The sequence below is a fragment of the Alishewanella jeotgali KCTC 22429 genome (genome assembly GCF_000245735.1).
GTDB classification, from domain to species: Bacteria; Pseudomonadota; Gammaproteobacteria; order Enterobacterales; family Alteromonadaceae; genus Alishewanella; species Alishewanella jeotgali.
The window spans coordinates 1-13,865 of sequence record NZ_AHTH01000010.1 but is presented as its reverse complement, the minus strand read 5'-3'; the positions used below and the strand labels follow the sequence as shown (position 1 = coordinate 13,865).

The 13,865-nt window shown below is 51.2% G+C and carries 11 protein-coding genes and 1 pseudogene; 10 read left to right on the top strand and 2 right to left on the bottom strand.

All coding sequences use genetic code 11. The annotated features are described in order from the left end of the window. Window positions 1-143 precede the first annotated feature (143 nt). From AJE_RS18605 to AJE_RS04840, 4 genes are read left to right on the top strand one after another with little or no spacing between them, the layout of a single operon-like run. Window positions 144-710 carry a hypothetical protein gene (locus tag AJE_RS18605; protein WP_008949915.1) on the top strand — a complete coding sequence of 189 codons (567 nt, stop codon included), beginning with the start codon at window positions 144-146 and terminating at the stop codon, window positions 708-710. A 9-nt stretch (window positions 711-719) separates the two neighbouring features. Further along, window positions 720-962, top strand: a complete 243-nt coding sequence (locus tag AJE_RS04850) for a hypothetical protein (RefSeq protein WP_008949914.1) — start codon at window positions 720-722, stop codon at window positions 960-962. Then, window positions 949-1,818 (top strand): HprK-related kinase A, encoded by an 870-nt coding sequence (locus AJE_RS04845; RefSeq protein ID WP_008949913.1) that lies wholly within the window; start codon window positions 949-951, stop codon window positions 1,816-1,818. Before AJE_RS04850 ends, AJE_RS04845 begins: the two co-directional genes overlap by 14 nt. Next, window positions 1,808-2,914, top strand: a complete 1,107-nt coding sequence (locus AJE_RS04840; RefSeq protein ID WP_008949912.1) for a nucleotidyltransferase domain-containing protein — start codon at window positions 1,808-1,810, stop codon at window positions 2,912-2,914. The genes AJE_RS04845 and AJE_RS04840 overlap by 11 nt, the downstream gene beginning before the upstream one ends. Here AJE_RS04840 and AJE_RS04835 read toward each other — a convergent pair. Further along, the gene (locus tag AJE_RS04835) at window positions 2,892-4,205 is read right to left on the bottom strand and encodes a Na+/H+ antiporter NhaC family protein (RefSeq protein ID WP_008949911.1); all 1,314 of its coding nucleotides are present in this window, start codon (window positions 4,203-4,205) and stop codon (window positions 2,892-2,894) included. The two genes, AJE_RS04840 and AJE_RS04835, sit on opposite strands and share 23 nt — an antisense overlap. 201 nt (window positions 4,206-4,406) lie before the next feature. Between AJE_RS04835 and AJE_RS04830 the strand changes: the two genes are divergently transcribed. The 6 genes from AJE_RS04830 to greA all read left to right on the top strand — a co-directional run bounded on the left by AJE_RS04830 (window position 4,407) and on the right by greA (window position 13,561). Next, on the top strand, window positions 4,407-6,278 hold the full coding sequence (locus tag AJE_RS04830) for an MFS transporter (protein ID WP_008949910.1): 1,872 nt from the start codon (window positions 4,407-4,409) through the stop codon (window positions 6,276-6,278). A 106-nt stretch (window positions 6,279-6,384) separates the two neighbouring features. Beyond that, window positions 6,385-7,539, top strand: coding sequence for an iron-containing alcohol dehydrogenase (locus AJE_RS04825; RefSeq protein ID WP_008949909.1), 1,155 nt, complete (start codon window positions 6,385-6,387; stop codon window positions 7,537-7,539). Window positions 7,540-7,653: 114 nt separating this feature from the next. Beyond that, window positions 7,654-8,463: a 4-hydroxy-tetrahydrodipicolinate reductase gene (dapB, locus tag AJE_RS04820; protein WP_008949908.1), complete on the top strand. Its 810-nt coding sequence runs from the start codon at window positions 7,654-7,656 to the stop codon at window positions 8,461-8,463. Between the two features lie 250 nt (window positions 8,464-8,713). Continuing rightward, on the top strand, window positions 8,714-9,838 hold the full coding sequence (gene carA, locus AJE_RS04815) for a glutamine-hydrolyzing carbamoyl-phosphate synthase small subunit (RefSeq protein WP_008949907.1): 1,125 nt from the start codon (window positions 8,714-8,716) through the stop codon (window positions 9,836-9,838). Window positions 9,839-9,866: 28 nt separating this feature from the next. After that, window positions 9,867-13,088, top strand: coding sequence for a carbamoyl-phosphate synthase large subunit (gene carB, locus AJE_RS04810; RefSeq protein WP_008949906.1), 3,222 nt, complete (start codon window positions 9,867-9,869; stop codon window positions 13,086-13,088). Further along, window positions 13,085-13,561, top strand: coding sequence for a transcription elongation factor GreA (gene greA, locus AJE_RS04805; RefSeq protein ID WP_008949905.1), 477 nt, complete (start codon window positions 13,085-13,087; stop codon window positions 13,559-13,561). Before carB ends, greA begins: the two co-directional genes overlap by 4 nt. A gap of 48 nt (window positions 13,562-13,609) precedes the next feature. Here the strand turns inward: greA and AJE_RS18740 are convergent. Beyond that, a pseudogene (locus AJE_RS18740) lies at window positions 13,610-13,865 on the bottom strand (hypothetical protein); the annotation flags it as partial.

Sequence of the window (13,865 nt, the reverse complement as noted above, 5' to 3'; positions counted from 1 at the left end):
TGAGTGTCAGTAATTTTTACAATATCGTGGCCTGGTCAGGTGTTTGCCAGACTAACAATATGATGAAACAAAGGTTTGCAAGGGCTGGTATAGTACTTGCATACTATTTCAGCAGAGAAGTGCTTTAACTAACGGAATTTGCTATGCAAGGACATGACCCTAAAGATCAGAACGCGGCAAAAATGAACCGGCGTAAGTTTTTAACCCGTACCGGCGCTGGTTTGGTGATTGCCTCTATTCCTGCACGTTCTGTATGGGCCAGCAGTGGTGGTTTGACCCAGTCTATCGTGGCCTCTGGCCACGGTTCTGATTTCGCCAACGGCCATCAGTTAAAATTGGAATCGCCGGGATATTTCCGCAACAGAGCGACCAGCCAGAATAACTTACTTTTTATCAACGTGTTCGGTGGGCCGCCAATCGGTGTGGCTGCGAAAAACTATAACGCGACCCTTGGAGATGTGCTGAAAAACCCGGGTTCAAAAAAGCTTGGTGGTCCGGCAAATATCAACTTTAACCTGGTTGGTGTTTATCTGAATGCTTTCTTTAGCGGCTCTGCGCCTTTTGATCGGATTTATTACCCCATCGTAGGTCCTGACAAGCCTTTTGCGACCTTCCAGCAGTTCGCCTTTTACCTGTACGAGCAGGCGACTTCCAGTCCTGAAAGTACCAGCGCTGCTTTGGGGAATCTGATTACTCAGTATCACGGCTAAGTTTTGCTTTTGGCGTTGCCTGTACTTAAAGCGCAAACACTGTTCCATAGCTTTGCTGACGGCTCCGGAACAGTGTTTTTTGATCCTGATACCGGTGAAACCCTCGCCTTAGAGTGGAATGCCACAACCTTGCAAGCGGTGCTAAGCGGCCTTTGTGAAGTTAAACTTGATCCCCAAACCTTAAATCAGTTGCGGGCTTTCGGTAGCTGGCCGGACAGTATGCGGCTTGACGAACAGCATGACGATAACTAAACAGCTTTATCTGCCGCCCTTTACTTTCAGTGTGACAACCGATATCCCGTTGGTCGCCGCCAATTTGCAGCGGCTCTATGCCCATGCTCCCCAGGCTGAATCCTTATTGGTCGATTATCCGCTACGACTGGAACGAGGGGCCGGCTTACGTCGTTTATTTAAGCCTCAGGCGCGTTTTTTTGCCGATACGCAGGAACCGTTCCAGCCGTTACAATTGCAGCAAGGTTATGCGATGTTGGAATGGGGGATGAATTGGTGCATTGCCGCGCACGAAATGCAGTATGTCATTATCCACTCAGCGGTACTGGCGAAAGGGGATAAAGCCATTTTGTTTCCTGCACCACCGGGCTCAGGTAAAAGTACCCTGACAGCCTATCTTGCCTTTAACGGCTGGCGTTTATTATCCGATGAAATGGCGCTGATCCTGCCGTTTAGTAATAAGGTGCAACCCTTTGTCCGGCCAATCTGCCTGAAAAACCGTTCCATTGCATTGGCGAAAAGCTGGTTCCCAACAGGGGTGTTCTCCAGTATTGCTACCGACACCCACAAGGGCGATGTGGTGCACCTGTCGCCGCCTGCGGCCAGCTGGCAGGGCGCTTTGCAACAAGCTGAAATTGTAGCAGTGGTGTTTCCGAGTTATCAGGCCGACACTAATCTGGATATCTATAGCCTGGATCAGACTCAGGCCTTTATGCAGCTGGCGCGAAATGCTTTTAACTTTGGTGTGATAGGGCAGGAGGGCTTTGCCACCCTGACCGCTATTATTGAACAGGTGCCGGCCTTCGAGGTGCAGTACAACGATTTAACAGCAGTGGCCGCGTTCTTAGAGCAAGAGGTACTGGCTGATGCGCGCTAGTCAGCTGTTGTTACAGTTATTTCGACAACCAGAACTCGCGTTGACGCTCAGTGCGGACAGTTGGGTGCAGCTGATCAGACTGCTGCGTCAGCAGCAGCAACTGGCCCGGTACGCCTATTTATTCCGCCAGGCCGGCGTCTTTACACAGCTGCCCCAGTACGCGCGCCATCACTTACGCAATGCCGAGATTATTGCCGATAAGCAATATCGTCAGGTTAGCGCTGAGGCAGCTGAGCTGACGCAGTTACTGGCACCGTTGCAGGTGAAACCGGTATTTCTGAAAGGCGCGGCCTATGCGTTACAGCAAGGATTGCCGGCCGGAATAGGCCGGACTTTCAGCGATCTGGATATTCTGGTCCCCAAGGAAAAGATTACAGCGGTAGAGCAAAGGCTGTCGGTATTTGGTTTTTTACCTGAGCCGGTTAGTGCTTATGATCAGCATTATTACCGTAAATGGACACATGAGATCCCGCCGTTACGGCATCATAGCCGCGGCACTATTCTGGATATTCATCATAATTTGATCCCACCCATCTCGGGCCGGGCGCCGGATATTCGCCGTTTCTGGCAGCAGCTGAACCTAACCGCCGACGGTTATCAGGTGCTGAGCTTACCGGCTATGACCTTACATAGTCTGATCCATCTGTTTTTTAACGAGGATTTCAAAAAGGGCTTTCGGGACCTGACCGATCTGCATTTGTTATTTGCCGGCTTTAGCGAGCAAGATTGGGAGCAATTGCTGCAACTGGCCGAGCAGACCGGCTTTATGTTTGAATTGATGCTGGCTTGCCGCTACACCAGTTATTTACTGGCGACGCCAATTCCTGCCTGGGTGATGCAACAAACCGAGCAGTACCAGCCGTCAAAACTGCGCTTACGGCTACTGGATTTTATCTTCCTGCGACTGTTAAGTCCGCAGCACACGTTGCTTAACACTTATCTGGATCAGCTGGCCGCGCTGCTGGCGCTGATCCGTGGTCACTGGCTGAAAATGCCGCCACAGATCCTGTTCGGGCACCTGAGCGTGAAAGCATTTTGTGCTGTACGTGATGCCCTTTTTGGTAAGCACCAATTTAGCCCGAAACGGCCTGGCTAGGCTGGCGGCGCGCTAAGACGACACCCAAGGCTACCAGCAGTAAAATCAGGCAGTAGTAGTTGTGTGTAATCACCTGCCACGGCGATAAGCCAAAACTGGCACCCAGTAACAACGCCTGCGCACCATAGGGGACCAATCCCTGGCTGATACAGGCAAAGATATCCAGCAAACTGGCACTGCGCCGTGGGCTGATCTGGTGTTGCTGCGCCAGATTGCGGCTAACATCGCCGGTTAATACTATGGCAACGGTATTATTGGCAATACACAGGTTGCTGATAAAGGCCAGGGCGGCAATGGCAAGTTGTTGGGCCTTATTGCCAGCAAGGCGCAGTTTAGCGGTAACGGATTGGATCTGATTTGAGATCCACTGCAGACCACCTTGTTGCCGGATAAACTCGCTCAGACTGCTAACCAACATCGCCAGCAAGAAAATCTCCTGCACATTGGCAAAGCCGGTGGCGATATCTTTACCCAGATTACTCATCGCGTAATCGGCAAGCAAGCTACCCTGCAGTGCGGCTAATACGATCCCCAGCAGCAGTACCACAAACACATTTAAACCCAGTACTGCCAGTACCAGTATGGCGGCATAGGGTAAAATGCCGGTCCAGTTATAGGCTTCGGTGCTAATTTGTGGGGAGTCTGAGGTCAGCAAGCCGTAAGCCAGAATCGTTAGCAGTGCCGCCGGCAGGGCAATTTTGATATTTTCTTTAAATTTATCAGCCATATTGGCACCCTGGGTGCGGGTAGCGGCAATAGTGGTATCAGAGATAATCGACAGATTATCACCGAACATGGCGCCACTCAGCAGTACCCCTGCGACTACAGCAGGATTCAGCTCTGCCTGATTGGCGATACCCACGGCTATCGGCGCCAGCGCGCCGATGGTCCCCATCGAAGTGCCCATAGCAGTAGAAACCAGAGCGGCAATAATAAATAAACCCGGCAAAATAAAAGCAGGCGGAATAATACTTAAACCGGCATTGACCACGGCATCGACGCCACCAGTGGCGGTCGCCACACTGGCAAAGGCGCCGGCCAGCAGATAGATCAGACACATGGTAATAATATTGCTATTACCCGCGCCTTTAATAATAACGTCAATCGATTGCGTCAATGGAGCGCGATGCAGCCACACCGCCAGGATTAATGCCGGCAGAATGGCGACATGACCAGGCAATTGGTAAAACGCGTACTCGACATTCTGGCTTTGAAAATACAGGCCACTGCCTAAAAACAGCAGCACAAAGAGTAGCAACGGCAGTAATGAGCGCTTAGCGCCGGTATTCATTGTTGTATCCACTAGAGCAACCTCAGCAAAATGGCAGCGCACTATATAGATGTCCAGACGTCTTGTCAATCTGGCGGCAGTTGAGGCATGTTGTGTTACGGCGTTATTCATTTGCCCCTATGCGGAATAACATAGGGTATTTTGAATAAAAAACATACCGTTAGAGCGCAAGAATCATTATTAGCTAGTGCGGAGGCACGGATGGCAGCAAAGCAGATCATTGGCAGCAAGCGGTTTCTGCCGTTCTTTTTGACTCAGGCGCTGGGCGCCTTTAACGACAATGTATTTAAAAATGCACTGATGTTGCTGCTGACCTTTAGTGCGGCCAGTGCTATGCCCTGGAGTGTCGATGTCAGTATGAATCTGGCTGCCGGGCTTTTTATTCTGCCGTTTTTACTGTTTTCAGCCACCGCCGGCACCCTTGCCGATAGTGTGTGTAAAACCCGGCTGATCCGCTGGCTTAAATTACTGGAAATAGGCCTGATGCTGTTAGCAGCAGCTGCATTCTTCTTCGAACAATATTTATGGTTGCTCGGATTGTTGTTTTTAATGGGGGGGCAATCCGCTTTTTTCGGTCCGGTAAAATATGCCATCTTGCCGCAGTTGTTAACTGATCGACAGCTATTGGCAGGTAATGCCTGGGTTGAAATGGGGACCTTTATCGCGATTCTTTTGGGCACTATCGTTGGTGGCTTATTAGTCGGCGTAGCCAATGCGATGCTATGGATCGGCAGTTTAGTGGTGTTGTTTGCGGTGTTGGGTTATCTGGCCAGCTTGCAGATCCCGGAAGTAGGCGCTGTCGCTGCCGGTCCGCGTTTTCAATTTGCGCCTTGGCGGCAAAGTCTGGAAACTGTTCGCATCAGCTATCAAAACCGTACCCTGTATCTGGCGATTATGGCAATTAGCTGGTTCTGGTTTTTAGGAGCCAGCTATCTGACCCAGTTTCCGAATTTTACCAAAAGCCATTTAGCCGGTGATAATACTGTGGTGACGGCCTTGCTGGTCGCCTTTTCGGTTGGGGTAGGCATAGGTTCGATGCTTTGTGAGCGTCTATCCGGCGACAGAGTTGAACTGGGGCTGGTGCCCATTGGCTCTATTGGCCTGACGGTGTTTGGTATCAGCCTGTATTTTAGTACGCCGGCTGTTATGCCAGCGGAGTTGTTATCACTGAGTCAGTTTTTGGCCACTGCCTTTGGCTGGTGGGTACTTTTAGATTTAACCTTGATTGGTGTTTTTGGCGGGCTCTTTATTGTGCCGCTGTATGCGATGCTGCAGCAGCGGGCGGAGCCAGCGCAGCGCGCGCGCATGATTGCGGCCAATAATATTTTTAACGCGCTCTTTATGGTGGTTGCGGCGCTGGCCGGCATGCTGTTTCTGGCCGGACTTGGCTTGAATATCCCGGAGTATTTTCTGATCCTGGCGATTATGAATGCGGTGGTCGCGATCTATGTTTACAGCACAGTGCCGGAGTTTGTGCTGCGTTTTGTGATTTATCTGCTTAGCCATACCATGTACCGGGTGAAAGCACAGGGTTTAGAGCATATTCCAGAGGAGGGGCCGGCGGTACTGGTTGCTAATCATGTTAGCTATGTTGATGCGCTACTGATTGGCGGGGCAGTGCGCCGGCCGGTGCGCTTTGTGATGTATAAAGGGATTTACCAGATCCCGTTGGCGAACTGGCTGTTTAAAGCCGCTAAAACCATTCCGATTTGCGGCAAGCAACAAGACGAACAAATGTATGAAGCAGCCTTTGCGGCTATTCGGCGTGAGCTTTCAGAAGGCAATCTGATCTGTATCTTCCCGGAAGGGCGCTTAACCCAGGATGGTGAAATCGATGCCTTCCGCACCGGCATTGAACGGATTGTCGCCGAAACCCCGGTGCCGGTGATCCCGATGGCGCTGCAAGGCCTGTGGGGCTCTTTTTTTAGTCATCATGGCGACGGCGCTTTTAAGTTTAAGGGGCGGTTTTGGTCGAAGATTAAGTTGGTAGTTGGCGAGCCGGTGGCAGCTTCTGCAGTAACCGCAGCGAACCTGGAACAGCAGGTCAGAGCGTTAAGAGGTGCTGAGCGCTAGTCGAAATAAGCAGCAAACAACAGTTAAATGGCCATTTAACTTGATCCGGGATGCCCGCAACCCCATAGCATTAAGACATTTCGTCTGACAGCTATGGAGCCTGTGCATGTTTAACTTTTCCTATCAAAACGCCACTCGTATTGTGTTTGGTAAAGACCAAATCAGTGAACTAGCGCATCTGGTACCCAAAGATAAAAAAGTACTACTGATCTACGGCGGTGGTTCGATTAAACGCAATGGCGTCTATCAACAGGTGGTTAATGCACTCGCAGGTGTCAGTTTTGTTGAGTTTGCTGGTGTTGAGCCAAATCCCGCTTTTGAAACGCTGATGCGGGCAACGACGTTAGTGAAAGAGCAGGGCATTGATTATATTCTGGCGGTCGGCGGCGGTAGCGTAATTGATGGCGCCAAATTTGTTGCCGCTGCCGCCGTATTTAACGGCGATCCCTGGGATATTCTGGCCAAAGGTGCCAAGGTCACAACGGCAGTGCCGCTGGGTTGTGTACTGACACTGCCCGCTACCGGCTCGGAGAGTAACGGCAATTCAGTCGTTACCCGCTATGAAACCCAGCAAAAGCTGGCCTTTAGCAGTGAGCTGGTGTTCCCGCAATTTGCTATTTTGGATCCGACTGTCACTTACAGCTTGCCACCGAAGCAGGTGGCCAATGGCGTGGTCGACGCCTTTGTGCATGTGATGGAACAATATCTGACCTATCCGGTCAATGCACCGGTACAGGACCGTTTTGCTGAAGGCTTACTGCAAACCCTGATCGAAGAGGGCCCGAAAGCATTGGCGGAACCAGAAAACTATGATGTGCGCGCTAATGTGATGTGGGCCGCGACCATGGCACTGAATGGCCTGATTGGTCAGGGCGTGCCGCAGGATTGGGCCACCCATATGATTGGCCATGAAATTACTGCGCTCTATGGCTTGGATCATGCACAAACGCTGGCGATAGTGTTACCGGCACTGATGCAGCAACAACGCGCCACTAAAGGCGCCAAGTTACTGCAATATGGTCAGCGGGTCTGGCAACTACAGCATCAGGACCAAGAGCGGCTGATTGACGAGGCCATCAGCCACACCCGGCAATTCTTTGAGCGGATGGGCGTACCTACCCGTCTGGCTGACTATGGTATCAAGGCCGATGCCGTCGATAAGCTGGTCGACAAACTGGTGCAGCATAAGATGATTAAGCTCGGTGAACACCGGGATATCACGCCGGAAGTGAGCCGCAGTATCCTGCAACGGGCGCTGTAACTTAGAATAAACAGCCGTTTTTACTTAAAGACGGCTGTTTTGCTTTTGTAATCAGCCGGCTTTTGGTCTAATAGCGGCCATTAAGAACAGTGATTGAAGAGTGCAGAGCATAATATGACCTCAATTGGGATCTTTGGTGCCAATGGCCGTATGGGCCGGGCTTTGGTGACGGTAGCAAAAGAACAGCAAATACAGCTCACAGCAGCAACGGTGAGATCCGGTTCCGAGTTAGTGGGGCTTGATGCCGGCGAACTGGCCGGCTGCGGTAAAATCGGGCTGGCGCTGAGCGCTACTGCCGCCGCGGCAGTGCAGCAAGCTGAAGTGTGGGTCGATTTTACCATGCCCGAGCCGATGTTAGCCCAGCTGGCACTCTGCGTGGCTGAGCGTAAAGCCATGGTGATTGGCGTCACCGGCTTAACCGATGCCCAGTATCAGCTGATTCAACAAGCCAGTACGCAGATCCCGATTGTCTGGGCGCCAAATATGAGTGTCGGCGTGAATTTGCTGCTACATCTGGCACAAACTGCCGCCAGAGTGATGGGGAATACGGCGGATATTGAGATTATCGAAGCGCACCACCGTTTTAAAAAGGACTCGCCGTCGGGTACTGCAATGGCAATAGGTGCCAGCATTGCCCGTAGCCTTGGCCGTAACCTGAACGAGGTTGCCGTCTATGGTCGCGAAGGCATGATTGGTGAGCGGCCGCAACAAACTATCGGCTTTGCCACAGTAAGGGGCGGCGACATTATTGGCGATCATACCGCGCTGTTTGCAGATCTTGGCGAAAGGCTGGAAATTACCCACAAAGCATCAAGCCGTAACACCTTTGCGCAAGGCGCACTGCGCGCTGCTTTATGGTTGCAAAATAAGCAGCCAGGACTTTATACCATGCAACAAGTGCTGGGTTTGCCAAAGTTAGATTAAACTTTTGCGGCATTTAACAAAAAAACGTGTTAAAGCCGCTATTTTTGTAAAAACAAAAAATAGTCATAGCCAAATTAGCGCTTATCACCTAAAATAAGCAGGTTTGCCCGTACGCTGGAAGATGTCCTGGTTTTGTTATCATTACCGGGAACTGTTAGCGCACGGTAAATACGGGTATCAGAATTTTAGGTCAAAACGGGTTGTAAAACGCCACTGGTTTTCGCCCGTTTTTTGCTGTTTGGAGGTTATTTTGACTAAGTCCGCCCTGCTCGTACTGGAAGACGGCACCGTATTTCGCGGTACAGCCATTGGCGCCGAAGGAGTTTCTGTTGGTGAGGTAGTATTTAACACCTCGATGACCGGGTATCAGGAAATTTTAACTGACCCCTCATACGCAGAACAAATTGTGACTCTTACCTATCCTCATATCGGCAATACCGGAACCAATGAGGAAGATGAGGAATCCGGCAAGATTTGGGCGAAAGGCCTAATCATCCGTGACCTCCCGCTGTTAGCCAGCAATTTCCGCAACCAACTCTCTCTTAGTCAATATTTACAAAACAACAATATTCTCGGCATCGCCGATATCGATACCCGCAAATTAACCCGGATCCTGCGTGAAAAAGGCGCCCAGAACGGCTGTATTATGGCCGGTGATAACCTGGATGAAGCTAAAGCACTGCAACTAGCCAAAGGCTTTCCGGGTTTATCGGGGATGGATTTGGCAAAAGAAGTCACCGTCAGCGCACCTTATCAGTGGACCGAAGGTAGCTGGCAGCTGGGCGTGGGCCATCAGGCCGCTGCCGCCGAGCGCTTCCATGTCGTAGCGTATGACTTTGGTGTGAAACGCAATATCCTGCGTATGTTAGCGGACCGCGGCTGTAAACTGACCGTAGTACCGGCGCAAACCCCTGCCGCTGACGTACTGGCCTTAAACCCGGATGGTATTTTCTTATCTAATGGCCCGGGTGACCCAGCACCTTGCACCTATGCCATCGAAGCGATTAAAGCCTTTTTAGAGACCGATATTCCGATCTTTGGTATCTGCTTAGGTCACCAGTTACTGGCACTGGCCAGCGGCGCCAAAACGGTAAAAATGGCGTTAGGCCATCACGGTGGTAACCACCCGGTACAAAACCTTGATAGCAAGCGGGTACTGATTACTGCGCAAAACCATGGTTTTGCGGTAGAAGAAGCCAGTTTACCGGCCAATTTACGCGCTACCCATAAATCATTATTCGACGGCACCCTGCAAGGGATCCACCGTACTGATAAACCGGCATTCAGTTTTCAAGGCCACCCGGAAGCGAGCCCCGGCCCGCACGAAGCCTCAGAGCTGTTCGACCACTTTATCGCGCTGATGCAAAAAGCCTAAGCAAAGAGAATTACGGAGATTTACTGCAATGCCAAAACGTACCGACCTAAAAAGTATTCTGATCTTAGGCGCTGGCCCTATCGTGATCGGCCAGGCTTGTGAGTTCGACTATTCAGGCGCTCAAGCCTGTAAAGCCTTAAAAGAAGAAGGCTACCGCGTTATTCTGGTGAACTCTAACCCGGCCACCATTATGACCGATCCGGAAATGGCCGACGCCACCTATATCGAGCCAATTCACTGGCAGGTAGTAGAAAAAATTATTGAAAAAGAGCGTCCGTGCGCTGTGTTGCCGACCATGGGTGGCCAGACAGCACTGAACTGTGCGCTGGATTTAGAGCGTCACGGTGTACTGGCGAAATACAATGTTGAAATGATCGGCGCCACGGCTGATGCCATTGATAAAGCTGAAGATCGCAGCCGCTTCGATAAAGCGATGCGCTCTATCGGTTTAGCCTGTCCACGTGCCGGTTTAGCCCACTCGATGGAAGAAGCCTATCAGGTACTGGAAACCATCGGTTTCCCTTGTATTATCCGCCCGTCATTCACCATGGGTGGGTCAGGCGGTGGTATTGCCTATAACCGCGAAGAATTTGAAGAAATCTGTACCCGTGGTCTGGATCTGTCGCCGACCAAAGAGCTGCTGATTGACGAATCGTTAATCGGTTGGAAAGAGTACGAGATGGAAGTGGTGCGCGACAAGAACGATAACTGCATTATCGTCTGTTCGATTGAAAACTTCGATCCGATGGGCGTTCACACCGGTGACTCGATCACCGTAGCGCCGGCGCAAACCCTGACTGACAAAGAATACCAGATTATGCGTAACGCCTCGTTGGCGGTATTGCGTGAAATCGGCGTAGAAACCGGTGGCTCAAACGTACAGTTTGGTATTAACCCGGTTGATGGCCGGATGGTCATTATCGAAATGAACCCGCGGGTATCGCGCTCATCTGCACTGGCCTCAAAAGCCACTGGCTTCCCAATCGCCAAAGTAGCCGCCAAGCTGGCGGTAGGTTATACCCTGGATGAACTGGCCAACGATATTACCGGTGGTGTTACCCCTGCGTCATTCGAGCCAAGTATCGATTACGTAGTTACCAAAGTGCCGCGCTTTAACTTTGAAAAATTTGCCGGCGCCAACGATCGCTTAACTACCCAGATGAAATCAGTGGGTGAGGTGATGGCGATTGGCCGTAACCAGCAGGAATCGCTGCAAAAAGCGCTGCGTGGTTTAGAGATTGGTGTCTCAGGTTTAGATCCGATTATTGATATCAATGCCTCGGAAGCCAAAGAAAAGATTATCCGTGAACTGCGTGAGCCGGGCGCGCACCGTATTTGGTATATCGCCGATGCCTTCCGTTTTGGCATGAGTATGGACGAGATCTTTAACCTGACCAAAATCGACCCCTGGTTCCTGGTGCAAATTGAAGATCTGGTCAAAGAAGAGCAGGCGCTGAGTGTCGACGGCTTTGCCGCGCTGGACGAAACCCGGATTGCCCGCTTAAAACGCAAAGGCTTTGCCGACAAGCGCATTGCTGAGGTGCTTGGCGTCAGTGAAACTGAAGTGCGCAAAAAGCGCTATAGCTACAATATTCACCCGGTTTATAAGCGGGTTGATACCTGTGCTGCTGAATTTGCCTCTAACACCGCTTATATGTACAGCACTTATGATGAAGAGTGTGAAGCGGCACCGAGCAACCGCGATAAGATTATGATTATCGGTGGTGGTCCGAACCGTATCGGCCAGGGTATCGAGTTTGATTACTGCTGTGTGCACGCGGCGTTAGCGCTGCGCGAAGACGGTTATGAAACCATTATGGTGAACTGTAACCCGGAAACCGTTTCTACCGATTACGACACCTCAGACCGTCTGTATTTCGAGCCGATTACGCTGGAAGATGTGCTGGAAATTGTGCGCAAAGAACAGCCGAAGGGTGTCATAGTGCAATACGGTGGCCAAACGCCACTGAAGTTAGCTCGTGCTTTAGAAGCGAACGGCGTGCCAATTATTGGTACATCGCCGGATGCGATTGACCGCGCGGAAGACCGCGAGCGCTTCCAGCAAGCGGTGAATCGTTTAGGCTTAAAGCAGCCGAAAAACGTCACCGTTACCAGCTTTGATGAAGCCTTGGCTAAAGCGCCGGAAATCGGCTACCCGATGGTGGTGCGTCCCTCTTATGTACTGGGCGGCCGGGCAATGGAGATCGTTTATGACGAGCAAGACCTGCGCCGTTATATGAACGAAGCAGTAAGCGTGTCGAATGACTCGCCGGTATTGCTGGATAACTTCCTGGATGATGCTATTGAAGTTGATATCGACGCCATCTGTGATGGTAAAGAGGTCGTGATTGGCGGCATTATGGAACATATCGAACAAGCCGGTGTGCATTCAGGTGACTCGGCTTGTACGCTGCCACCACATAGCTTGTCGCAGCAAATTCAGGATCTGATGCGTGAGCAGGTGCGTAAACTGGCACTGGAGCTGGGCGTCGTTGGCCTGATGAATACCCAGTTCGCAGTCAAAGATGGCGAAGTGTACTTAATTGAAGTTAACCCGCGTGCTGCCCGTACCGTGCCGTTCGTCTCGAAAGCCACCGGTGTCGCCGTAGCCAAAGTCGGCGCCCGCTGCATGGCAGGCCGTTCGCTGGCAGAGCAGGGCATTACCAAAGAGATTATCCCACCGTACTTCTCGGTAAAAGAAGTGGTGATTCCATTTAACAAGTTCCCGGGCGTAGATCCGATCCTTGGCCCGGAAATGCGTTCTACCGGTGAGGTGATGGGGGTAGGTAATACCTTCGAAGAGGCCTTTGCCAAAGCGGAACTGGGCTGTGGCATTATGATCCCGACCGGTGGCCGTGCCTTGCTTTCTGTACGCGACAGCGATAAAGTGCGCGTGGTTGAGTTAGCTAAACGTATGGTGGAATCTGGTTTTGAACTGGATGCCAGTGGCGGTACGGCAGCAGCCTTAAAAGCAGCCGGTATTGAGTGCCGTGTAGTCAATAAAGTGTTCGAAGGTCGTCCGAATATGCTGGACCGGATTAAAAACGGTGAATACAGCTATGTGGTAAATACCACCGAAGGGCGCCAGGCCATAGAAGACTCCAAAATGCTGCGTCGTGGCGCCTTACAGCATAAGGTAAACTACACGACAACGCTGAATGCCGCTTTTGCTACGGTAAAAGCCAATGCTGCCAGTGCTTTTGCTAATGTCGTATCTGTACAGGAATTGCATAAGAGAGTGATTGGATGAGTTTGATCCCGATGACAGTTCAGGGCGCAGAGGCATTGCGCGCTGAGCTGAACGAGCTAAAAACGGTAAAGCGCCCGGCGGTGATCCTGGCGATTGCCGAAGCGCGTGCGCATGGCGATTTAAAAGAAAACGCTGAGTATCATGCCGCCCGTGAACAGCAGGGTTTTATTGAAGGCCGCATTCAGGATATTGAAGCCAAGTTGTCCAATGCGCAAATCATTGATGTGACCAAGCTGCCAAATAGCGGCAAGGTGATCTTTGGCGCTACCGTCACCATTCTGAATCTGGATACGGATGAAGAAGTGACCTACCGGATTGTCGGTGATGACGAAGCGGATATTAAAAATAATCTGATTTCGGTGAATTCACCGATCGCCCGTGGTCTGATTGGCAAAACAGCAGATGAAGTGGTTAATATTACGACGCCTAAAGGCGTGGTTGAATATGAAATCACTGCAGTGCAGTATTTGTAAGTTAAGCTTGGTTAATTAAAAAACGCCGGCGCTGATGCCGGCGTTTTTTTAGCTCCAAAACCAGCGGCCGTTTTTAACTAGCCCTGCTATCAAGCCGGCAAAACCGGCTGTCGCGCCACCGAGCATGCCAAACCAACACCAGAGCAGGTTATTGCGATACTGCCGTTTTGCTGCTGCACTCTGTGCGGCTTTCTCCCGTTGTTCGCGCAGATAGCTATAGGCGCGATAACGGGTGATCTGGCGCAGCCAGGGCAAAAAGCTGGCCGGATTCTGCAGGCTGTTCAGTTGCTGCCAGGCAGCAATA

Coding starts and splice junctions, on each gene's coding strand:
- AJE_RS18605 (WP_008949915.1), top strand. CDS start 144: ATGCAAGGACATGACCCTAAAGATCAGAACGCGGCAAAAATGAACCGG.
- AJE_RS04845 (WP_008949913.1), top strand. CDS start 949: ATGACGATAACTAAACAGCTTTATCTGCCGCCCTTTACTTTCAGTGTG.
- AJE_RS04840 (WP_008949912.1), top strand. CDS start 1,808: ATGCGCGCTAGTCAGCTGTTGTTACAGTTATTTCGACAACCAGAACTC.
- AJE_RS04835 (WP_008949911.1), bottom strand. CDS start 4,205: ATGAATACCGGCGCTAAGCGCTCATTACTGCCGTTGCTACTCTTTGTG.
- AJE_RS04830 (WP_008949910.1), top strand. CDS start 4,407: ATGGCAGCAAAGCAGATCATTGGCAGCAAGCGGTTTCTGCCGTTCTTT.
- AJE_RS04825 (WP_008949909.1), top strand. CDS start 6,385: ATGTTTAACTTTTCCTATCAAAACGCCACTCGTATTGTGTTTGGTAAA.
- dapB (WP_008949908.1), top strand. CDS start 7,654: ATGACCTCAATTGGGATCTTTGGTGCCAATGGCCGTATGGGCCGGGCT.
- carB (WP_008949906.1), top strand. CDS start 9,867: ATGCCAAAACGTACCGACCTAAAAAGTATTCTGATCTTAGGCGCTGGC.
- greA (WP_008949905.1), top strand. CDS start 13,085: ATGAGTTTGATCCCGATGACAGTTCAGGGCGCAGAGGCATTGCGCGCT.